We start from the raw sequence: 21,431 nt of genomic DNA on the forward strand, positions 1-21,431 counted from the left end.
CTATTTTGCTTCTGATAATGAAGGGATTTCTGTGAAATTACACCAGCCAAAAGATGAAATGACGGATGTTATCCGTGCACGCAGTAAAGTATTCTGGACGATTGGTTTATTTACAGCATTTATTAACTTACTGATGCTGGTTCCCTCCATTTATATGCTTCAAATATATGATCGCGTGCTGCCATCCGGTAACGAGATGACTTTGCTGATGTTGACGCTGATTACGCTTGGTATGTATGCCATCATCGGTGGATTGGAATATATCCGAAGTATGGTAGTGATCCGGGTCGGCAGCCAGTTTGATATGTGCCTGAACCAGCGTGTTTATACCGCGTCATATGAATCCAACCTGAAAAATGGCTCTACGGATGCGGGGCAGATGCTGAATGACTTATCAACAATTCGTCAATTTCTGACAGGCAGTGCATTATTTGCCTTTTTTGATGCCCCTTGGTTCCCTGTTTACCTCGGTGTCATTTTTCTGTTCAGTCCATATTTAGGCTTGTTGGCGCTGATTGGGGCACTGATTTTGATAGCATTGGCGGTATTAAATCAATGGGTATCTCAGTCTCCGCTGGCGGAAGCAAACCAGCTCTCTTTACGTTCCGCTAACCTTGCCAGTACCAACTTACGTAATGCCGAAGTCATTGAAGCATTGGGTATGTTGCCTACATTACGCCGGCGTTGGTTTGGCCTGCATGAGCGTTTTCTCAATTTCCAGCGCATTGCCAGTGAACGGGCGGTATCCATTACTGCAATCACTAAAACAGTACGTATGGCTTTGCAGTCATTAATTCTTGGACTCGGAGGATGGCTGGCAATTGAAGGCAATATCACGCCGGGTATGATGATTGCGGGTTCAATTTTGATGGGACGGGCATTGTCTCCGATTGAACAACTTATTCAGGCATGGAAAAGCTGGAGTTCTGCTCGTCTGTCATGGCAGCGACTGGATAAGTTACTGCAAGCACAGCCAAAGCGCGAAAGTGGTATGACATTACCCGTACCTAAGGGCGCGTTGTTGTTAGAGAAAGTTTTTGCCACTCCTCCCGGTAAAACTAAAGCAGCTCAACCGATTGAAAAGAATCAGCAGGTTTTGCAAGACATCAATTTTTCTCTGGAAGCTGGTGATGTTTTGGGCGTTATTGGCCCCAGTGCATCAGGAAAATCCACTCTGGCCCGTTTGCTGGTGGGCGTCTGGCCTGCTCAAGAGGGAGTCGTGAGACTTGATGGCGCAGATATTTACCAATGGAACAAGGATGAACTGGGTGCTTCCATTGGTTATTTACCGCAGGATATCGAACTATTTGCCGGGACAATTGCGGAGAATATCGCACGTTTTAATGACTTTGATCCGGAAAAAGTCATTGAAGCGGCGCAGAAAGCAGGCGTACATGATCTGGTGCTTAATCTTGAGCAAGGTTATGACACCGTCATCGGTGCGGGAGGGATGGGGCTGTCTGGTGGACAAAAACAGAGGATTGGGTTGGCACGGGCATTGTACGGTAATCCATCGTTAATTGTCTTGGATGAGCCTAATTCCAATCTGGATGATATCGGTGAAAAAGCGCTGAGCGGTGCGATTGGAGAATTACGGGAACAGGGAAAAACAGTTGTGGTCGTTACCCACCGCCCGGCATTGCTCTCCCAAACAAATAAGGTTTTATTGTTAGTACAAGGGAAAATGAAACTCTTTGGCCCATCTCAGCAAGTGATGGCGGCATTAGCACAGTCAAAGGCTGCTGAGCGTACAGCATCATGACCTGCCATCTTTTTCATAGCATTAATACAGTTTCAGTATGGTTTCAACATAGTTTTAGCCGCTGGCCGGGGAAAAACTTGTCCGGGAGTAAAGATGTCCTATCAGACCAAAAGTGTTCAGACTGATATAAAGAGTACACAAAATGATGAGCCAGGATTATTGCCGCTGAATGCAAATCGCTATCTGCGGTTAGGCTGGTTGATTATCGGCATTGGCATACTGGGATTTTTCATCTGGGCGGCATTTGCTCCGCTTGATAAAGGGGTTTCCTCTTCTGGCATTGTCGTGGTGGATGGTAATCGTAAAACGGTACAGTCTCCGACTAATGGCATCATCAGGCAGATCCTGGTGACAGAAGGAGAGCATGTCAGTGCAGGTCAGGTATTGGTTCAGCTCAGTCAGGTTCAAGTGAATGCTCAGATTGATTCTTTGACGCAACAGTTACATACCACATTGGCAACTGAGGCGAGATTACTGGCGGAACAACAGGAGTTGGACACGTTGGTTTTTCCACCTGATTTACTGGCTCAACGCTCAGAACCACGATTTGACAATATCCTGGCGTTGCAAAAACAGCTTTTCATGTCACGTCGGGAAATGTTGAGAAGTGATCTGGCGGGAATACAGCAGGCAGAGGAAGGATTGATTTTCCAGATCAAAGGGCTGCGGGAAGCAATGGCAAATAAACAGCGTCAGCAGGCTTCACTTAAAGAACAAATTACTAACCTGAGTCCGTTGACGGAAGAAGGCTATTTTCCCCGTAATCGTTATCTGGAACTGCAACGTAACCAAATTGAGTTAAGTGGCAGTATGGCTGAGATGGCCGGGCGAATTGGACAGCTTGAGAAGCAGCAACAGGAAACGCATCAGCGCATGATTCAACGGCAGGCAGATTATCAACGTGAAGTACGCAGCCAGCTTGCAGATATTCAGGTTCAGGCCAATGAGCTGAAAAATAAACTGGAAGCAGCGCAGTTTGATTTATCCCATACTTCTATTACGGCCTCTGTTGAGGGAACCGTTGTGGGATTGAAAGTATTTACACAGGGAGGCGTTGTGACATCGGGGGAGAAACTGATGGAAATCTTGCCTGATCAGAGTGCGCTGGAAATTGAGGCACGTTTGATGGTGCACCTGATTGATAAAGTGGATATCGGGCAGGATGTTGATCTGATGTTTACTGCATTGAACCAGAACAGTACACCTAAAGTGACCGGAAAATTATTGGTCATTTCTGCCGATCGTTTAGTCGATGATGTGACCAGAGAATCTTATTACCAAATCCGGGTAAGGGTTACGCCAGAGGGTATGGAAAAACTGGCTGATCTACATATCAAACCGGGTATGCCAGTTGAAGTTTTTGTCAAAACAGGGTCACGCTCATTGCTGAGCTATTTATTTAAGCCATTGGTGGACAGAGCATCTACGTCGCTGATTGAGGAGTAATGGGCATGTTCAGGAATCATCGAATAGCGGGGAAATCTTATGCGCGATTCTCCTTGTTGATGAGCTTGTTTTTGATCATGGTGCAGACAATGTTGTGTTCTGGCCCGGCTAAAGCACTTTCTTTGACTGAGGCTTATGTGTTGGCACTGCAACATGATCCAACATTTCAGGCCGCGATCAAAGAACTGGAAGCAGGACAGGAAGAAAAAACGCTTGGTCGGGCAGAATTGTTACCCAAGTTGTCAATTAGCTACCAGAATGCCCCGAAGAATTGGCAAAAAGTGGAAACCAATGTTTCAGAGTGGCGGAGTAATGGGGTTAAAGAGCGTTATGATCGACAGTACGACAGCTACAGTGGTGCGCTGGTCCTGACCCAACCATTATTCGATGTCGAAGCATGGGCACGTTATCAGACCCGTAAAGCTTATGCGTTGATGAGTGATGCTCGTTTTCGGGCTGACAGCCAGCAACTGGTTGTGAGAGTGGTGAACAGTTATGTGGCTGTCGCTTATGCTCAGGACAAACTGACACAGGTTGTTCAGCAGCGGATGGCTTATGAAAAGCAACTGGAACTTAACCAAAAGTTGTTTGCTTCTGGTGAAGGCACCCGTACTGATGTAGCGGAAACTCAGGCCCGTTACAGTCAGGTACAGGCTGATGCGTTAACTGTGCGGGATGAGTTAGATGCTGCGATCCGTGATTTACAGTTATTAGTAGGTATTCCGTTACCGACGGACGTACCTGTGATACGTTTATCTGATGCTAAGCGCTTCAAAGCAATCAAGCTGGAATTTGAACATTATGCCGACTGGGAACAGACAGCATTACGCCAGAATTCTCAATTAGCGGTTGCCCGCCAGAAAATTGATGTGGCGTATCATGATATTGAACGCAGCCGATCAGGGTTCTTACCGAAACTGGAGTTATACGCTTCTCATAGTGAGAATAAATCCAGCAACGATAGCAGTGTCAATCAGAAATACCGGACCGATTCTGTCGGAGTGCGTGTTTCCATGAATCTTTATAACGGTAATGCGACATCAGCATTGGTGCGTCAGTCGGCGGCTAATTATAACAAGAGCAAATTCGAAATGGATGCACAGGCCGGGGAAATACTGAATGCACTGCGACGCCATTATAATGGATGCATCAATGGTCAGAAGCGAATACGTGCTTATGAAATGGCGGTAGAAGCGGCAGAATTACAGGTTCAAGCCACGCAAAAAAGCGTTTTATTGGGGCAGCGGGTAAACGTGGATATATTGAATGCGGAGCAGCAACTTTATACTGCTCGCCGTGAGCTTTCCCAGGCAAAATACGACTATATGAAATCCTGGATTGGTTTGTTGAGTGAGTCCGGCCAGTTAAATAGTGAACACATTAAGTTAATTTCGAATTATTTTGGTTGAGCGATTTGGTCATCTCTGACTTAGATATGAATTAGCCTAATTACGGGGCAGCCTAAGTTGTTGCAAATTACCGTTCAGCGATAAATTAGTTTTTAGCGAAGCAACTTCACGGCAGATATAAGCCATTTCTTTGTCAGAGGCTAATTTGTTGCGCCATTTCTCTGGCTGAGCGTCCAAATGTTGGAATAAATTGTCTAATGAGCCCGCTTGTTGTAACAGAGCAACGGCTGTTTTTGGGCCAATCCCCTGAACACCTGGGATCTTGCTGCTACTGACACCCACCAGCCCCCAATAATCGGGAAGCTGAACAGGAGAAACGCCAAATTCCTGTTGTACAAAAGGCAAATCCAGCCACCGTTTTTGGAAGTAGTCACGAATTTGGATATTGGGGGATAGTAGCTGGCAATAACCTTTATCCGTGGAAACAATGGTCACCTGATGCCCTGTAGCTGCAACTTTGGTTGCCAGTGTTGCAGCTAAATCGTCCGCTTCATGCCCTTCAGCATGCCAGCAGGCGACACCTTGAATATCAAATGCTTGCTTAATCAGTGGCATTTCTTGCTGTAAATCTTCTGGCATAGCAGAACGCCCGGCTTTGTAATTAGGCAGTCGCTGATGGCGCCAGCTATGGTGTCTACCATCTTCATCAAATACAGCAACGGCATGGGTTGGAGAAGAATGAGAGATTAATTGCTTCAACGCATGTTCACAAGCGGCAATGCAAGGGCTTCCCTGCACAGCATGGATACGTCGAATCAAATTCAGGGCATCTACAATCAAAAGGTGTATCATGGTCTTTAACTATATACTCCATCCGTGGTGTTATTCCGTGGCGACTGCCTCATTGGGGTGCTTATCTGATGATCTTATAACATGGTTCATAAGCTGTGCCACCCGGAAGTTTCATGCGATCTTGTTTCACAAAATTTTCCAACAGATTATCCATTCGGCGCATAATTTCTGCATCACCGTGAATCTTGAACACCCCATGTTTTTCGATGGCTTGAATGCCGATCTCTTTCACATTGCCTGCGACAATGCCGGAAAATACACGTCGCAGAGCAGCCACGAGTCTTTCAGTTGACTGATTCGAATGTAAATTCTGATTTGCCATATTTTCATGAGTGGGTTCAAACGGAAACTGCAAATCGTGAGAGATTTTCATTGCCCAGTTAAAGCTATAAGCATCTCCGGTTGAACGACGGTTTTCTTTAACCTGTGGCATGGCTGTTTTCATCACTTTGGCAACTTCTGATGGGTTTTCCATAATAATGCGATAGTGATTACGGGCCTGTTCACCCAGTGTATTGACGATAAACTCATCCAGAACACGAAAATAATCAGTACTTTCTTTTGGCCCTGTTAATACCAGAGGCAGTACCTGATTCTGATTTTCAGGATGCATCAAAATCCCCAGTAGATAAAGCAGTTCTTCTGCTGTTCCAACGCCTCCCGGAAAGATGATAATGCCGTGAGCGATACGAACGAAGGCTTCCAGCCGTTTTTCGATATCCGGCATAATAATCAGTTCATTGACCAGAGGATTGGGTGGCTCGGCTGCGATAATGGAAGGCTCTGTAATACCGATGAAACGGCTGTTTTTATAGCGCTGTTGTGCATGTCCGACAGCAGCCCCTTTCATCGGTGCTTCCATTGCACCCGCTCCACAACCAGTACACACATTCAGCTCGCGTAAGCCGAGTTCGTTACCTACCTTGCGGGCATACAAGTATTCTTTTTCACTGATAGAATGCCCACCCCAACAAACGATCATATTGGGATCTTCTGCAAGAGGCAGAGCTTTAGCATTGCGCAGAATGGAGAAAACGGTATTGGTAATGTGCATACCATTTTTCAGATTCAGAGAGTCTGCTTTTTGTGCATCAACAAGTTGAGCGTGAACAAACAGAATATCCCGCAATACTGCGAATAAATTTGCTCGTAAGGATCGAATGATCTTACCATCAACAAATGCTTTTTCTGGTGGATTAACCAGCTCTAGTTTGACTCCTCGCTCTCTGCGCAGGACGTTAATATCAAAATCTTTATATTTTGACAGTAATTCTTTACCGTTGTCAGTCTGACTGCCGGAGTTGAGCACGGCCAGTGAGCAATTACGGAAAAGACGGTATAGGTCGCTGCTTGCAGTGTGTTTCAATGTATCAACTTCAAGCTGAGAGAGTAAATCCATTGACCCTAACGGGCTGACATGTGTAATCAAGAATAGCTCCTTTATACCCCAGTGGGGTTTCCTGAATAATGATTTTACCCTGAAATATGTTGGGTGCTAATTGAACATTAAAATCAGCCCATTAGGAGATTAGATATGGCATTAGGATAAATGCTATCTGTGCTAATTCAATTACTGACGGGCCAATCTTCCGGTTGTTGGTACAAATGTGTCGTTACTGCGCCATGGGTTAATATCCAATCCACCACGGCGAGTATAACGTGCATAAACAGTGAGTTTTTCCGGGCCACACAATTCGATTAAGTCGTTGAAAATACGTTCAACACATTGTTCATGAAACTCATTGTGATGACGGAATGAAACCAGGTAACGTAATAATTTTTCCTGATCGATTTTGGGGCCTTTATAGCGAATTTGTACTGAACCCCAATCAGGTTGATTTGTGATCAGACAATTTGATTTCAGTAAATGGCTGACCAGAATTTCTTCAACGACAGGCCCGGTTGCTGCATTGTTAAGATAATCGCGATTGAACTCATAATCATCAATTTCAATATCCTGATTATCAATACATTTACCTTCAAAATCGGTAATTGGCTGCTGATTGAAGCCATGCAGAGGATGTAAAACAACGTCAATATCACCTTTAGCGCAAGCGGATAAATCCTGTTGCAGTGTCTTTTGCACCGTTTCCCAATCACTAAAGCGGGTTTGGTTAAAACTGTTCAGATAAAGTTTAAAACTTTTGGATTCGATAAGATTTTCGCTGGCCGCATTCAGGCTAACGTGACCAATAGCGACTTGAGGAACACCCCGTGAATTGAGCCAGGATAGCTCGTACATTGTCCAGATATCAGCCCCGTGAAATGGGAGGTTATCAGGAAACAACCCAAGCGGCTCACGGTTCATGCTGCGAGGAACGGCTTGTAATAATGATGGCTCATAAGTATCACAATAGGAAGTGGGTTTTCCGAGAGTAAGATCGGTGAGGGCCTGATTATTTTGATACAAAGACATAAGATTCCTTAAAGATAATTACCCTGCCTGTAAGCGCTATCGGGTAGAGATTATTGTTGTTTAAATAGCTTGTAGTGTATCAAGGAATGTTGATGATTCGTATTTTTATTGTGCATTAATCATTACTTACCGTATTTATCAAGCTGGTATAGTTTAGTCGTGTAGATCCGAGCCTTCTTGTGGCGCTTTCATGTTGATTTTATACGAGAGAGGAAGTTACATAACCTTTTATAATAGTAGGTCAATTGAAAGAGTCGGTCACTTGAAGGGAACTCAGTCCGACTCTTGTGATCTGATTCATCACCAAATCATTAAGCGGACTGAGTTATGTCAATCATCAAATATCAAAAATCAGTTTGTTCTGGGTTGTTCCATATATTCCTGAAGAGAACCATCAAAGGCAATTCTCCCTTTATCGACTTTGATAACCCGCTCTGCAAGTCTAAAGACACGTGGATCATGGCTTATCATGAGCACTGTTTTACCATGAACGATATTATTCAGTGCTTCTGCAAAGTTATTTATCTTACTATTGTCCAGATAAGTGGTCGGTTCATCAAAGAGCAGTATTTCCGGCGTCTTAAGGTACAGACGTGCTAAACCAACGACTTGCCTTTCTCCACCTGACAAGGAAGAGCCTTTTTCATCAATGTGTGAATCCAGACCATCTTTCAGTTTACCTAATAGTTCACTGCCACCCGCTTTAATTAACGCAGAAATCATATCTTCTCTGGTTGATTCTGTATTGGCGATGTGCAGATTATCGTATAACGTGCCTTTTATAATCTGAGTCTGTTGTGACATCACGCCAAATTTTTGCAACCAACGCTGATTATCGGGGTTATCCAGAACTTCACCAAAAATTGAAACATAACCGTCAGTTAATGGGGTTAAACCAGTTACAATATCAAATATCGTACTTTTACCCTGACCGTTATCACCAACAATAAGGATACGTTCACCTTTTTGTATAGAGATGTTCATATCTCTGAACAAAGTATCTCTGTCATTATAGGAAAACGTATTGATGTTGATATCAATAGCATCAGGACTGTAATTGCCTGCTGATTTATTGTGTTTTTTGGGAATTGGCTTATAAGAACCTAACAATTCGAAAACCCTGTCTAACAGCGACTTGAGTGAAGCAAATTTATTTAAGTGATTGCTGTATCTCTTAATCGAATCAGACATTAATTGCTCGTAGGTAAAAGCAGCAACAAAGTTACCGGGATTGATTGTTCCATCCATCAATAACAAGCCACCATACCAAAGCACGGCAATTGTTGATGCTAACTGTGCAAAAAAGCCAAGCGGAACAGATAAGGACATAAATAACCCTGTAATCCTCTCGACGTTTTTTACTTTAGTATTGGCATCATTAATTCTCTTTTTTTCTGACTCTTCAGAATTAAAAATTTTGACAGACTTGATCCAGGAAAGAGACTCTTGTATCACTCCGGTTAATCGTGAGTTATAGATTTGTAAAATTCTTTCATAAACTGCGACTCGATTAGTGATTGGTTTGCTAATCAAGGTGGTCAGACAAACCATCATAAACGCCAAAATGGCTAATTTAATATCAATCAGAGCCATGGCAATAAATGGACCAATTATAGATAGCGTATCATAGAGAAATTCGCTATATAAATCTCTGACCCTATCCGATACGAGATAAGTATCGTTTTTTATTCTGAATGCCAGATTAGCTGAATGAAATTTTCTGGTTATATGGTAGGGGAAAGAGAGGAAAGAATCGACCAGCGATTTCCTCATATTATAACTCAGTTCTGACGCATTAATTGTCTGCATCCAGATAATAATAGCGTGACTAATAACAATTAATAATGATACTCCAATTAGAGAAGCAATTAATTGGTTAAATGAGAAGGAGAGAATCAACTTGTCCTTCAACAAGGTATTAACTAATTCCTGTACAAGAAATGGAAATACCACCTCAGCTAAAGCTGCCACTATAGTAAAAACAATAGCCAGCACTAATGCTGTTTTTTGTTTCCGTATAAAAGAGTAAAGGAATGTAATATATTTCATATACTGATCACTGTTAAGTTATCAATTTAACTAGTATAGATAACATGTTAAAGCTTTCCATCCTATAAAAAGGCAGCCGACTCCATCCCTGGAATATACCCGTTGTCTTTCAAATTGCAGTTTGAAATCCATTGGGTATATATATCCTATAAAATACAGGCGGTTTTAAAAATCATCATGGTGCCATCTATAATGGATTAAGAACCCAATAAGCACGAGCATAATATAAACCAAAGATACTATTTATATTGTAATTAACTCAATAACTATGAGTGAAAACGATGTGATCAATATTATCGCTTTGTTTATCACAATATTATATTACCTGTATTTTGTGAGAATATCTATTTAAATGCATAACCATGCAGGAAAGTAGCGCGCCGCTCTTCATATATTCAGATAAGTTGAATAGTTTTGGCGTTAATGCCAGTTTGGAACAGATTTTTTCCAATTCATGGTTTTTGTTCATTTCATAGATATAATCCTCCGTACCTGCTTTCAGGTCGTTGATATTGGATGAACAGAGAACATACTGATTAACTCTGACAGAGTTACAGATACCACTGTAAGCGATATCTTTACTGATGCTGATAATGTTAGTAACTTTTTCCAGTTCTTTCAGTTCGTCACTGCTGAACCCATCGGTATATACGAGAGTATTTTCTTTATCCAGAGAGAAGATACTGCAATCCAGGTGGTAAAGATAAGGATCTCTTTCTTCAACTTTCACGATATTAAGACCGAATTTCTCTTCCATCCAGTCGAAAGTTCTGATGTCACTTCTGATGCCATAACCGCCGACCAATACATTGTCATGCAGATATTTTAACTCAGCTTCACCCTCAAAAAAGTAAGGCGCAACTTCAGTTTTATAGCCTAATGATTCAAAGAAACGCACCCCAATAGGTGTTTCTGATCTTCTGATTTCTGATGCAAAATTGGCAACTATTGCGGTTGGATCTTCGTCACCAACAATAATTCCCAAGTTGGCAACGTATACTTGATCTTGCAGCTCTTGATGAGTGTCAGATGGCAGTAAATAAACCAATGATTGTGATGACATAAAGCTGTACAGCTTATAAAACTGTCTTAATGCGACATTACTGTTAACAGTAATAGCGGATTCATCAAGTTCCTCCATCCAAATATTATTTCTTACGTTGGTATTTAATGAAAATGGAGGAGCCAATAAAAAGGCTGGCATTTTTAAATCAGAAATGATATTGGGAGAATTCTTTAACATCTTAAAACCTCAAATCTAGTTTATATTATTCGTTTATAGAGAGTTTATTTATAGAGAGTTGTCATTGATTCTGACTAACTTAGTCATGCCACCCGTGACATGTTCTTTTTCAGTCACTAATGAGGTTAATTCATCATCATCAGTAACAGGGATGACTAAGTCAACTTGTGAGCCATACCGAATCATTGAGAATCTATCCCCCTGATATACTGGCTTATGTTGCTGTATATGGAATGGTGTGATTGTATCAACATCATAATCACCAACCTGAACCATATAGTATTCTCTATTAATGCCAGGGGAATAGACTTTATTGACGACTCGCTGATTCAGAGATAAATAATCGTCATAAACTAACTCAATATTCTCTTTATAAAAAATATTATTCTCTACATCAATCATTGGTAGATTGTTTGTTTCTAGAGGTTCATGTTCCGAGTAACTAAGGATGCCATCATAGGGAACTCTATTAATATGTACGTCATAGCATGTCATAAAGATACCAATGACAAGTGAACGCTTATCATAATGTTTATCTCTGATAATATCCTGAATGCTGTATTTTTTCCCTTTTACTTCGGTAATCGCCTCATCCGGGTTTATTATTCCGCTATAAATAACGAACCCATCAGCAGGGGATAAAAAATACCTGTCATCTGTATTAATTGTTCTCGCAGGATCCCTGAAAAAACCTTCTTGAAAATAGGTTTCATGCGGGATATCAGGTAGCCCATTAAATATCGATTTAATGGCTTCTGTCATTTTGTTATTCATTATTACCTTCTAAAAAAATGTTCATCAACTGGAACATGAAACAGAGAAAAAGCAACATAATGTAAACATTTACAGCGAGATATATTACAGCCTATTATTAATGATTCAATTTTATTTTATTTGGGGGTATCATTATTTTTTGTTGGTCAGTAAACACAATTTCACCTAAGTTACCTGGAACGTTAGATTGCTAGCTAAATCTAAATATTTTAATAATATAAATTATGGTCGTTAAGGTAGTTTATTATATATATCTGTCAGTGACATTTATCACAAATTCAGCAAAAAATTTAAATAATCTGTTTATAATAGGAACAAATTTATTTTTTATCCCTCATTGCCCGATAATTAAAACAATTTAATTCATATCGTTATACATATAATTAACCATTTCATACATTGGAAATAATTGTATATTGTTACTTTATCATTTTGTTATTACTACAGATGTTTAATTTTATTTAGCTGGAGAAATTTCTTGTATCACGCAAGTTGCAGAACAAAGTCCACAACTTGAACAACGAAAAGAATATAGCTATAACATTTAATGTTACTTGACTAAATATAATTTTTTATTTACCGGAAAGTAACTTTTCTAACAATGGTGATCTGAACAAACCATAGGGGTCAAATTTTTTTAATGTGTTGACAGTTGAATGCCAGTGAGTATCAGTGGGTAATCCATCAGTAAACGAAGCAGGAATTTTCTTGGTTAATACATCTTCGTCATCCCATGCTGCATTTTTGCTGTATGCCCAGCCTTTACTCCATTCGACACGAATAGATGCGTAAGAACCGTCAAACTCCTGAAACAACCATTGTTCAAGTCTGTTATAAAAATCAGCGGCATATTTCGTTCCCGGCAGGGTTAAAACATCAAACCAAATAGCAACATCCCATTCTGGATGATCCTGGCGTGGGCGGATCGCAGATAAACTTGGCACAACAGCATCTTTTTGTACTACCTCAGAAGGCGTATCCAGTCCTGAAACCCGGATCTCGATTGGCCCGTTGACAGGATATTTTCCATGTCTCTCATATTCTTTTATCAACGTCTTCCATTGTGAGTAAAAAAGGTTGAGGACTTTCTGAATATTATCTCGACGGGTTAATATTGCGTAACCATTTGCAGTAACACGTAATGTAGTCGGCTTGACATAGAGTAATAAGTTTTTGCTCCAACCCCAGAGGTCGGCTCCCCCAGTTAAAAAATAACTGGCCATGATAAAATATTGGCCTGCCCCAAATGCCGGCGTGATATTTGGGAGGTTATGGGTTAGATTTTTGATTAAATCAGATAGCTGAATGGGAATATTATCGGAAAATGGATAATTGTACGGTTGTGTAACCTGAACGCTGGAAAGAGGTTTTTCAGGTGAAACACTCCATACCTTTAACCAAGGATGAATTGTAAATGGAAATAAAATGGCTTCAGCACGGCCACTTTTATCAAGGAAGTGGCTGAAAGTTCTTTTATTTTTTGCGTCTTGTACGGGAGCAAATAATTCTGCTGCCGGAATATTAATAATACTTTCACACCGAAAACGTTGGTTTTTTCCTGCCTGAAGCTCGACATTTAAAATCAGAGAACACCCTAAGTGAACAAGAAGAGGCGCACAATTCGGATCATTTCGTTTAAAACGCTTAATGATATATTGTGCCTTTTTTTCATCCCACACTACAGCAGACAAAGACAGTATAGCGTTGCTGAGTGAACCATAACTGTGACCTGGCTGCGATTTTTCATTAAGTGCTTTTATACCTGTTCCATGACCTCCTATCGCCAGTACTCCCCCCAATGTTAAATCACCTGGTGCAGGGATAGCTGTAAAGCCTATTTCTTGTTCTTCCATTTTTGTTGTAAGTGTCTCCATCAATACGCCAGTTTGCGCGGTAACAATTGAATATTGAGGAAGGTGCTTAATACTTATTTGTGTAAAATGTTGTGTGAGATCGATGAGTATAATGCGGTTGTTATTTTGATCCTTCGGTGGAATGATCAGGGGAGACCAGTTATGTGATTCACCCACAACTCTCAGTTTATAATTTTGTTTCCAGGCCCAATTGACGATAGAAATAACATCTTTGTCAGAATCAGGTATACAGCATGGAATATTCTCTGCATGAATTTCTTCTGACCAATTGGTAAAACGGCGATACGTTAGTTTTATATTTTTAGGGAAATTAATTAAACTGTGTTTTTCCTTAATGTCAGTATATTCTTTATGTAGTTCACGATCTTTTTTATTTTCTGTATTCATCATGTTATTGACCTATTTTATCTAAATAAGATCACCATTCTAATTTCATGTTTTTAATATGAATATACTGTGATGTTATTTTTTATATTAATATCATGTTTATTTTATTGCTTGCAGACGTTTTTTATTGACTATTCCCAATAAATCTAAATCGAGTGCAAAAGATAGGTTACTTGAAGGGAATTAATTCTCTTTGTAACTATAAATAGTATCATTTTTCATACTATTACTTTATGGACGTGATGCCGCCAGAAATCTATTGGGTATAGTTGTTATTTCGTTGAAAAACGTATAGGAATAAGTAAAACAGTAATATTGGACTGAAAAATGGAAGAAATAATCATATGACCTTCAAAGTAACAGAGGCACTTTCTGACTTTACCAAACGCTATGTTGAACTGTGGCAGAAAGAAACAGGATTACCGCCCGCCAGCAGCGAGCTGTATGGTGTACTTTCACCTTGTATCGAACGGACGGGAGATAGTGTAGTGCACTGGTTCCCCAAACCGTTTTCTGTCCGGGAAAAACTCAGTAAGGTAGAAAATGCGCTGGAGATCCGTTTGCAAGACTCAATCCATGATTACTATGTCACGCAGTTTGCTGGTGATATGACTGTCAATTTTGAGGGGCAATTTCTCAATTTGATTCAGGTATGGAGTGAAGATGATTTCATCCGATTGCAGGAAAATCTGATAGGTCATCTTGTGACGCAGAAACGGCTGAAACTTCCACCTACGGCATTTATCGGAACAACGGATACAGAGATGCAACTGGTTTCTGTATGTAATCTGACAGGACAGGTGATACTTGAACAGTTTGGCAGCCATGAACGAACCATCTTATCTGCTGATTTAGCGACCTTTCTTTCTACTATCAGTCCTGTGACAGTTTTGTAGATGCAGATATCGGTTTAATCTTTTGTGAGATATATCTTACGTGGAATGTAAGATATATCTCATAATCATATAATGAATATCTTTGATAAATATTATTTTTATTTTATATCAATAATATGCAAATTATTATCACGATATCTTTCTTACAATGTAGTTCTTCTGCCGATTCAGATAGCTTGTTTCAACCTACCGAATAATAGATCCTTTTGTTGTTCCGTTTGGAATCATAGCAAAAAAATCATTAAGGAATCGAACCATCAGGAAGGTGGCTCAGGGACGAAAAGGTATAGGCAGGTTTGCCGAATATTACCAGTATAATGATCTTTTAAGGAATAACTGACAGGGACGTATTTTATCAGGGAATGAGCAGGAAGCGATCAATTTAGCAGGACTGCTATGACAAATCAAATAAGAGGGGGAGATTTTGTCTCCCCTCTTATTTTGTGACACTTTATCTTGTCACAAATTTTCCGCTGAAATCGAACAATGGTATTCTTACGGTCTAATGACGTGATGGCAACTTCTGTCATCAGAACATCAGTCATCAGCACAACTAAGATAAGATAAAAACCATGAGTATCGAGAAACAAATTCTACATAAATTACAGCTTATTGAAGCCACTATGAAAACCGTTGGTTTATGGCAGAGCTATCCTCCTAAAGCAGAAGCGTTCGAGAGCACAGAACCTTTTTCAATTGATACTATGGCTGCTGAAGAGTGGCTCCAGTGGGTGCTTATTCCGAGAATGTGCGCTCTGATTGAACAGAAAGCTTGTCTACCGACGGCGTTTGTTATCGCTCCTTATTTTGAAGAGGTCTATAAGGAAGAAACAAAACATTATTTGCCGTTGCTTGAGCACCTGCGCGAATTGGACAAGCTGTTTGTACAGGGACATTTTACCCAGAATAGCGACACGGAATAGTTAATATGCTGGAGATTATTTATCAGGATGAACATATTGTTGCTGTGAATAAACCTGCGGGCTGGTTGGTTCATCGTAGTTGGTTGGCTCGTCATGAAACCGTGTTTGTCATGCAGACATTACGTGATCAACTTGGGCAGCATGTTTTTCCTGTTCATCGGTTGGATAGACCGACATCGGGCGTTTTGTTGATGGGGCTGTCAAGCGAAGTGGCAAGAACACTTTCTCAACAATTCGAATACCAGCAGATGCAAAAAACCTATCATGCTGTTGTGCGTGGTTATGTCGAAGGCGAAGATATTATTGACTACGCATTAATGGAAGAATTGGATAAAATTGCGGATAAGTTCGCTGATACGGATAGGGAAGCACAATCAGCCATTACTCATTACCGTGTATTAGCGAAAGTTGAATGTCCGGTTGAAATTGGGCGTTATCCGACATCACGGTTTAGCTTGTTGGAACTGAAGCCCAAAACTGGCCGTAAGCATCAGTTGCGGCGGCATATGGCGCATATCCGTCATCCCATCATCGGGGATACTACACACGGGGATTTGCGCCAAAATCGAGGAGTTGCTAAATATTATCAAACGGGCAGATTAATGCTGCATGCAAGCCATCTTCAGTTTCAGCATCCGGTGACAGGAGAAAACTTGTTGTTGGCTGCCCGATGGGATTCACCGTGGCAGCATTTGCTTGAGCAATTTGGCTGGCAAGGTATTGTGCCAGAATTGGAATGTCCACGCCCGATAACTTTCGAGTTGTAGCCAAAAAATAGCAGCTTGAAACATAAAGGGGCCAACCCCTCACGAATAAAAGCAGTATCAAACATTAAAGAGATCATATCTATGGCAAAGATTGGTATTTTCGTTGGTACAGTTTATGGTAATGCGCTAGCGGTTGCGGAAGAAGCGCAGCAAGTTCTTGAACAGCAAGGACATGAGATCGAGGTCTTTGAAGATGCGACTCTGGAACAATGGCAAGTGTATTTGCGGCAGGTTGTTCTGGTGGTGACATCAACGACCGGACAAGGTGATCTGCCTGATAATATTCAACTGCTTTATACCGAGTTGAGTGATAAATTGGGCTATCAGCCTGATTTACGTTATGGCCTAATTGCATTGGGTGACAGTAGTTATGATACATTTTGCGGAGGCGGTCATGCCTTTGATGAACTGTTACAAGAACAGGGCGCTAAACGGATCGGAGAGGTTTTGCTGATCGATGCCGCTGAAGTGGTCGAGCCGGAAGTCTTTGCCCAGGATTGGGTTGAGGAGTGGGGAACCCTGCTATAGGATTTCTGTCACACCGCTTATACCCTTTATTTTGATCAGGTCAATTTACGAAGAGGAATAAGCGGTGTATGACACGGCTGATATCGTTACTTACGAGTCAATTTTTCCAAATCCGCTTCGATTTCTGCAATCTTATTGGCAACAACATGCTCAAGGTGACGTAAGTCATCCAGAATTTTGTGTTTCAAATCCACTTCTGACTGATCATGTTTACAGATTTGATCCAACTCTTCAAGCACATAACGCAGATTAGTGTTGATCTCTTTGACTTCTTTGTAACCTTGCCCTGAATTATTGTCAGATACCGTTTTCAGTTGGCGTGGGTATTTGAATTTAACGCTTTTGGCAAAAAATTCGCCCTTATCCTTACGAAAATAAATCTTAAGAATGTCGTTATTCGCTTCCTGACGGAGGCTATAGCGATCAATATCTTCAGGATGTGTGATCCCCAAACTCTTCAAGTTATCGTACATAGCGTGTCACCTAGTCACCTAAATGAAATGGAAGATATCAAAAAAACAGCAAATTTTTTATCTGCTATTAAAAGAATCAGTCTATTGTGCGTAGCAATTCATTAATGCCAACCTTGCCGCGAGTTTTAGCATCCACTTTCTTCACAATAACAGCGCAATACAGACTGTAGCTGCCATCTTTGGAAGGTAAGTTGCCGGATACGACGACAGATCCTGCGGGTACACGGCCGTAGTGGATTTCGCCAGTTTCACGATCATAGATCTTGGTGCTTTGACCGATGTAAACACCCATTGAGATCACGGAACCTTCTTCCACGATAACCCCTTCTACGATTTCAGAACGGGCCCCGATAAAGCAGTTGTCTTCAATAATGGTTGGGTTGGCTTGCAATGGTTCCAGAACACCACCAATACCAACGCCACCAGACAAATGAACGTTTTTACCGATTTGGGCACAGGAGCCGACAGTTGCCCAAGTGTCTACCATTGTACCTTCATCCACATAGGCACCGAGGTTGACGTAAGATGGCATTAACACTGTATTACGTGCAATATATGCTCCCTGACGGACTGCCGCAGGAGGCACGACACGGAAACCTTCTTTTTCGAAACGAGCCTGATCATAATCAGCAAATTTCATAGGCACTTTGTCAAAATAGCGGCTTTCAGCTCCTTCCATAACTTGATTGTTATTAATACGGAAAGAGAGCAATACTGCTTTTTTCAGCCATTGATGTGTGAACCATTCACCTGCGATTTTTTCAGCGACACGTAGATTACCGCTGTCCAGCATTTGAATCACTTGATTAATGGCGTTACGAGTTGCTTGGTCAACGGTTGCAGGTGAGATGCCGGCGCGGTTTTCAAATGCATTTTCAATAATGGCCATTAATTCGGTCATGGATTGTAATTGCTGCATTGGTATGGGGTCCCTCATATTTAGTCAAATATTGGTTAGTTAACGTTATACTTTATCCTTGGTGTTAAGGGCTTCTGTCAACCTTTCTGATAATTCTTCTCTGATTTTTTTATCCAGTGCCTGGTGATCTTTGTCCGCCAGCACAAAAAGATCTTCCACGCGCTCACCGATAGTTGTAATGCGGGCACCATGCAGGGAAACCCCTAATTCAGCGAAAATACTGCCAACCCGTGCCAACAGCCCTGGTTGATCCAACGCAACCAGTTCCATGTAACTACGGCGGGGATTTTGTGTCGGTAAAAAATTCACGTTAGGCGGAACATCAAAATGACGTAACTTAGCGGGTAAATTACGTGTCTTAGGGGCTTTGGGATGAGGTGCATTAATGGCTTTGAGTAAAGCCCGGCGAATGGGGTCATGACGATCTGGTGCCAGTGAGTGATCATTCAGATCCAATATGACAAAGGTATCCATCGCCATTTCATCCCGATTGGTAAAGATCTGGGCATTATGGACGCTTAAGTTGCGTCGATCTAACTCTCCAACAACAGCAGCGAAAAGAGAAGGCCGATCCTGACACCAGATGAAAATTTCCGTTCCGCCATGAGAAAATGAAGTACTGATTAATACCATTGGTTCCGGTGATTGATGGTTAACCAGATAGCTGGCGTGCCAGGCTAATTGATCCGGTGTATGACGCAAAAAATAATCTGCATGGCAGCGACTCCAAATAGAGTGTAGCTTTTGTTCGTCAATATTCTCCTGTCGCAGCAGAGCCAGTGCCTGCAAGCGGTTGTGACGGATATGATCACGTAAATCAGGTGTATTTTGTACTCCCTTGAGTAACTGAGTTTCGGTAGCAAAGTAGAGTTCACGCAGCAGGCTCTGTTTCCAATTATTCCATAGTTTGGTATTTGTGGCGCAGATGTCTGCAACGGTCAGGCAGAGCAAATAATTCAGGCGATTTTGATTTTTGACCTGACAGGCGAATTGCTGGATGACTTCGGGATCTTGGATGTCCCGACGTTGTGCAGTGACTGACATCAGTAAATGATAGTGAACGAGCCACTCTATTAATTCTGCTTCACGATTTGTCAGCCCGTGTTGTATGGCAAAGGTGAACGCATCTTTGGCACCCAGTGCGGAGTGATCGCCGTTACGTCCTTTGGCGATATCATGGAAAAAAGCAGCCAGTCGCAACAATTCAGGTTGTGGAATACGAGGATAAAGTTCGACACATACGGGGTGGAGCATGCGGTTATTTTCATCAGCAAAGCTTTCCAGCTTCTGCAATACCCGGATAGTATGTTCGTCAACGGTATAAGCATGGAACAAGTCAAACTGCATTTGACCGACAATATTATTCCAAAGTGGCGTATAGGCGCTTAAAACACTATGGCGATGCATTGGAAGCAAAGCGCTTTTGACCGCATGAGGATGGCGCAGGATCTCCATAAACATTTTTCGGGCCTCAGGCAGCTTACACAAAGGCTGACTGAGATTTCTGCGGGCATAGCGAAGTTGGCGCAATGTCGTGGAGTAGATCCCAGTGATCTCCTGATGAACAGCCATGTGATAAAACATTTTCAGAATTGCGGCAGGCTCACGGCTAAACAGTGTGTCATCAATAACATCAATAAGTTCTCCCCGTAGCTGAAATGCATCATTCAGAGCGCGTGGCTTTTCGTCAGGCTGTAGTGTCAGAATGGCTTCATCAAAGAGTTGCAGTAGCATCTCATTCAGCTCAGTGACACGACGTGTCATGCGGTAGAAATCCTTCATCATCTGCTCGACGGGTTGATTGCGTTCGCCTTCATAACCGAGTAGCCGGGCTACGCTAAACTGACGCTCAAACAGCAGCCGATTGTCATAACGGGTAACAGCCAGATGGAGAGCAAAACGGATATGCCAGAGAAAATTCTGGCATTCGTTTAATTCATTACGCTCCTCGCGGGTCAGAAAGCCAAAATCGACCATTTCATCTAAAGATGTTGCCCCGAAATGGCGATGAGCAACCCAAAGTAAAGTATGAATATCACGCAATCCCCCAGGGCTACTTTTGATATCGGGTTCCAGATTGTAGCTGGTGCTGTGATAGCGTTGATGACGTTTTTTCTGTTCGGTCAGTTTGGCAGCAAAAAATTGGGCTGATGGCCAGAAATCATCACTGAAAACTTGCTTCTGCAAGCGCAGGAACAGCGGTAAGTCACCACAAATTAAACGGGATTCGATCAGATTTGTGGCGATTGTCAGATCAGCAAGTCCTTTTTCAATGCACTCTTCGAATGTTCTGACACTGTGGCCGACTTCCAGGCGAATATCCCAGAGCAGCGTAATAAATTGCCCGATACGGGTTGATTGTTCTTCAGTCAGTGGATGTTCGCTCAGAACCAGAAGGTCAATATCAGAAAGAGGGTGCAACTCCCGTCGGCCATAACCACCGACCGCAATCAGGGAAAGTGAATCTATCTGATCAAACCCTTGTTGCTGCCATAACCGTACCAGAAGTCTGTCAATATAATCACTGCGGGTATAAATCAATGCTGTCGGGGAAATGCCAGCTTTGAATGCTTGCTCAAGCCACAATTGAAACTCATCAATATGTTGTTTCAGCGCGGGACACCGAAGGTCATCATGGGAAAATTCCACCGGAGACAGAGGAGGAATTGGGGCGTGCGCAAAAGCAATATCAACTGGCATATTCAGAAACCTATGATAAGAAAACTGTGGGATGAACAGGTGTTAGTGGTCGATGATGAAGCCTTGATGGGGA

17 protein-coding genes are annotated in these 21,431 nt (G+C 41.8%); 7 read left to right on the forward strand and 10 right to left on the reverse strand.

Features of this window, described 5'->3' with window-relative positions; all coding sequences use genetic code 11:
* The first annotated feature begins 58 nt into the window (after positions 1-58).
* The 3 genes from AAC147_RS05280 (at position 59) to AAC147_RS05290 (ending at position 4,617) form a co-directional block, all read left to right on the forward strand.
* Positions 59-1,762, forward strand: a complete 1,704-nt coding sequence (locus tag AAC147_RS05280) for a type I secretion system permease/ATPase (protein ID WP_187649455.1) — start codon at positions 59-61, stop codon at positions 1,760-1,762.
* A 93-nt stretch (positions 1,763-1,855) separates the two neighbouring features.
* Positions 1,856-3,208: an HlyD family type I secretion periplasmic adaptor subunit gene (locus AAC147_RS05285; RefSeq protein ID WP_047679395.1), complete on the forward strand. Its 1,353-nt coding sequence runs from the start codon at positions 1,856-1,858 to the stop codon at positions 3,206-3,208.
* Between the two features lie 5 nt (positions 3,209-3,213).
* Positions 3,214-4,617, forward strand: a complete 1,404-nt coding sequence (locus AAC147_RS05290) for a TolC family outer membrane protein (protein ID WP_047679515.1) — start codon at positions 3,214-3,216, stop codon at positions 4,615-4,617.
* Positions 4,618-4,653: 36 nt separating this feature from the next.
* On the opposite strand, the gene xni is transcribed toward AAC147_RS05290, so the two are convergent.
* From xni to AAC147_RS05325, 7 genes are all read right to left on the reverse strand, one after another.
* Positions 4,654-5,409: a flap endonuclease Xni gene (gene xni / locus AAC147_RS05295; RefSeq protein ID WP_047679397.1), complete on the reverse strand. Its 756-nt coding sequence runs from the start codon at positions 5,407-5,409 to the stop codon at positions 4,654-4,656.
* A gap of 61 nt (positions 5,410-5,470) precedes the next feature.
* Positions 5,471-6,838 (reverse strand): nucleotide 5'-monophosphate nucleosidase PpnN, encoded by a 1,368-nt coding sequence (ppnN, locus tag AAC147_RS05300; protein ID WP_047679399.1) that lies wholly within the window; start codon positions 6,836-6,838, stop codon positions 5,471-5,473.
* 141 nt (positions 6,839-6,979) lie between these two features.
* Positions 6,980-7,825 (reverse strand): NADPH-dependent 7-cyano-7-deazaguanine reductase QueF, encoded by an 846-nt coding sequence (gene queF, locus AAC147_RS05305; RefSeq protein ID WP_047679401.1) that lies wholly within the window; start codon positions 7,823-7,825, stop codon positions 6,980-6,982.
* A 351-nt stretch (positions 7,826-8,176) separates the two neighbouring features.
* On the reverse strand, positions 8,177-9,874 hold the full coding sequence (locus AAC147_RS05310) for an ABC transporter ATP-binding protein (protein WP_047679404.1): 1,698 nt from the start codon (positions 9,872-9,874) through the stop codon (positions 8,177-8,179).
* Between the two features lie 316 nt (positions 9,875-10,190).
* Positions 10,191-11,117 (reverse strand): dimethylarginine dimethylaminohydrolase family protein, encoded by a 927-nt coding sequence (locus AAC147_RS05315; protein ID WP_047679406.1) that lies wholly within the window; start codon positions 11,115-11,117, stop codon positions 10,191-10,193.
* Positions 11,118-11,165: 48 nt separating this feature from the next.
* A complete protein-coding gene (locus AAC147_RS05320) occupies positions 11,166-11,891 on the reverse strand; it encodes a phosphatidylserine decarboxylase (RefSeq protein WP_052189396.1) in 726 nt (241 codons plus the stop codon).
* Positions 11,892-12,463: 572 nt separating this feature from the next.
* The gene (locus AAC147_RS05325) at positions 12,464-14,155 is read right to left on the reverse strand and encodes a cholesterol oxidase substrate-binding domain-containing protein (RefSeq protein ID WP_047679408.1); all 1,692 of its coding nucleotides are present in this window, start codon (positions 14,153-14,155) and stop codon (positions 12,464-12,466) included.
* Between the two features lie 341 nt (positions 14,156-14,496).
* Between AAC147_RS05325 and syd the strand changes: the two genes are divergently transcribed.
* From syd to AAC147_RS05345, 4 genes are all read left to right on the forward strand, one after another.
* A complete protein-coding gene (syd, locus tag AAC147_RS05330; protein WP_047679417.1) occupies positions 14,497-15,048 on the forward strand; it encodes a SecY-interacting protein in 552 nt (183 codons plus the stop codon).
* Between the two features lie 572 nt (positions 15,049-15,620).
* The gene (locus AAC147_RS05335; RefSeq protein ID WP_047679419.1) at positions 15,621-15,971 is read left to right on the forward strand and encodes a YqcC family protein; all 351 of its coding nucleotides are present in this window, start codon (positions 15,621-15,623) and stop codon (positions 15,969-15,971) included.
* A gap of 5 nt (positions 15,972-15,976) precedes the next feature.
* Positions 15,977-16,738, forward strand: a complete 762-nt coding sequence (truC, locus tag AAC147_RS05340) for a tRNA pseudouridine(65) synthase TruC (RefSeq protein WP_047679421.1) — start codon at positions 15,977-15,979, stop codon at positions 16,736-16,738.
* An 81-nt stretch (positions 16,739-16,819) separates the two neighbouring features.
* On the forward strand, positions 16,820-17,266 hold the full coding sequence (locus tag AAC147_RS05345) for a flavodoxin (RefSeq protein WP_047679423.1): 447 nt from the start codon (positions 16,820-16,822) through the stop codon (positions 17,264-17,266).
* 86 nt (positions 17,267-17,352) lie between these two features.
* On the opposite strand, the gene AAC147_RS05350 is transcribed toward AAC147_RS05345, so the two are convergent.
* From AAC147_RS05350 to glnD, 3 genes are all read right to left on the reverse strand, one after another.
* A complete protein-coding gene (locus AAC147_RS05350; protein WP_047679425.1) occupies positions 17,353-17,739 on the reverse strand; it encodes a DUF3461 family protein in 387 nt (128 codons plus the stop codon).
* Between the two features lie 76 nt (positions 17,740-17,815).
* On the reverse strand, positions 17,816-18,640 hold the full coding sequence (gene dapD / locus AAC147_RS05355; protein WP_369793129.1) for a 2,3,4,5-tetrahydropyridine-2,6-dicarboxylate N-succinyltransferase: 825 nt from the start codon (positions 18,638-18,640) through the stop codon (positions 17,816-17,818).
* A 63-nt stretch (positions 18,641-18,703) separates the two neighbouring features.
* On the reverse strand, positions 18,704-21,358 hold the full coding sequence (gene glnD / locus AAC147_RS05360) for a bifunctional uridylyltransferase/uridylyl-removing protein GlnD (protein ID WP_047679429.1): 2,655 nt from the start codon (positions 21,356-21,358) through the stop codon (positions 18,704-18,706).
* Positions 21,359-21,431 lie beyond the last annotated feature (73 nt).

Origin of the sequence: Xenorhabdus sp. NBAII XenSa04, from assembly GCF_963866145.1 — a bacterium.
Taxonomy (GTDB): domain Bacteria; phylum Pseudomonadota; class Gammaproteobacteria; order Enterobacterales; family Enterobacteriaceae; genus Xenorhabdus; species Xenorhabdus indica.

What these genes read in the sequence shown, in the direction of transcription:
- AAC147_RS05280 (WP_187649455.1), top strand. Translation starts at nt 59, where the DNA reads ATGACGGATGTTATCCGTGCACGCAGTAAAGTATTCTGGACGATTGGT.
- AAC147_RS05285 (WP_047679395.1), top strand. Translation starts at nt 1,856, where the DNA reads ATGTCCTATCAGACCAAAAGTGTTCAGACTGATATAAAGAGTACACAA.
- AAC147_RS05290 (WP_047679515.1), top strand. Translation starts at nt 3,214, where the DNA reads ATGTTCAGGAATCATCGAATAGCGGGGAAATCTTATGCGCGATTCTCC.
- xni (WP_047679397.1), bottom strand. Translation starts at nt 5,409, where the DNA reads ATGATACACCTTTTGATTGTAGATGCCCTGAATTTGATTCGACGTATC.
- queF (WP_047679401.1), bottom strand. Translation starts at nt 7,825, where the DNA reads ATGTCTTTGTATCAAAATAATCAGGCCCTCACCGATCTTACTCTCGGA.
- AAC147_RS05310 (WP_047679404.1), bottom strand. Translation starts at nt 9,874, where the DNA reads ATGAAATATATTACATTCCTTTACTCTTTTATACGGAAACAAAAAACA.
- AAC147_RS05315 (WP_047679406.1), bottom strand. Translation starts at nt 11,117, where the DNA reads ATGTTAAAGAATTCTCCCAATATCATTTCTGATTTAAAAATGCCAGCC.
- AAC147_RS05320 (WP_052189396.1), bottom strand. Translation starts at nt 11,891, where the DNA reads ATGAATAACAAAATGACAGAAGCCATTAAATCGATATTTAATGGGCTA.
- AAC147_RS05325 (WP_047679408.1), bottom strand. Translation starts at nt 14,155, where the DNA reads ATGATGAATACAGAAAATAAAAAAGATCGTGAACTACATAAAGAATAT.
- syd (WP_047679417.1), top strand. Translation starts at nt 14,497, where the DNA reads ATGACCTTCAAAGTAACAGAGGCACTTTCTGACTTTACCAAACGCTAT.
- AAC147_RS05335 (WP_047679419.1), top strand. Translation starts at nt 15,621, where the DNA reads ATGAGTATCGAGAAACAAATTCTACATAAATTACAGCTTATTGAAGCC.
- truC (WP_047679421.1), top strand. Translation starts at nt 15,977, where the DNA reads ATGCTGGAGATTATTTATCAGGATGAACATATTGTTGCTGTGAATAAA.
- AAC147_RS05345 (WP_047679423.1), top strand. Translation starts at nt 16,820, where the DNA reads ATGGCAAAGATTGGTATTTTCGTTGGTACAGTTTATGGTAATGCGCTA.
- AAC147_RS05350 (WP_047679425.1), bottom strand. Translation starts at nt 17,739, where the DNA reads ATGTACGATAACTTGAAGAGTTTGGGGATCACACATCCTGAAGATATT.
- dapD (WP_369793129.1), bottom strand. Translation starts at nt 18,640, where the DNA reads ATGACCGAATTAATGGCCATTATTGAAAATGCATTTGAAAACCGCGCC.
- glnD (WP_047679429.1), bottom strand. Translation starts at nt 21,358, where the DNA reads ATGCCAGTTGATATTGCTTTTGCGCACGCCCCAATTCCTCCTCTGTCT.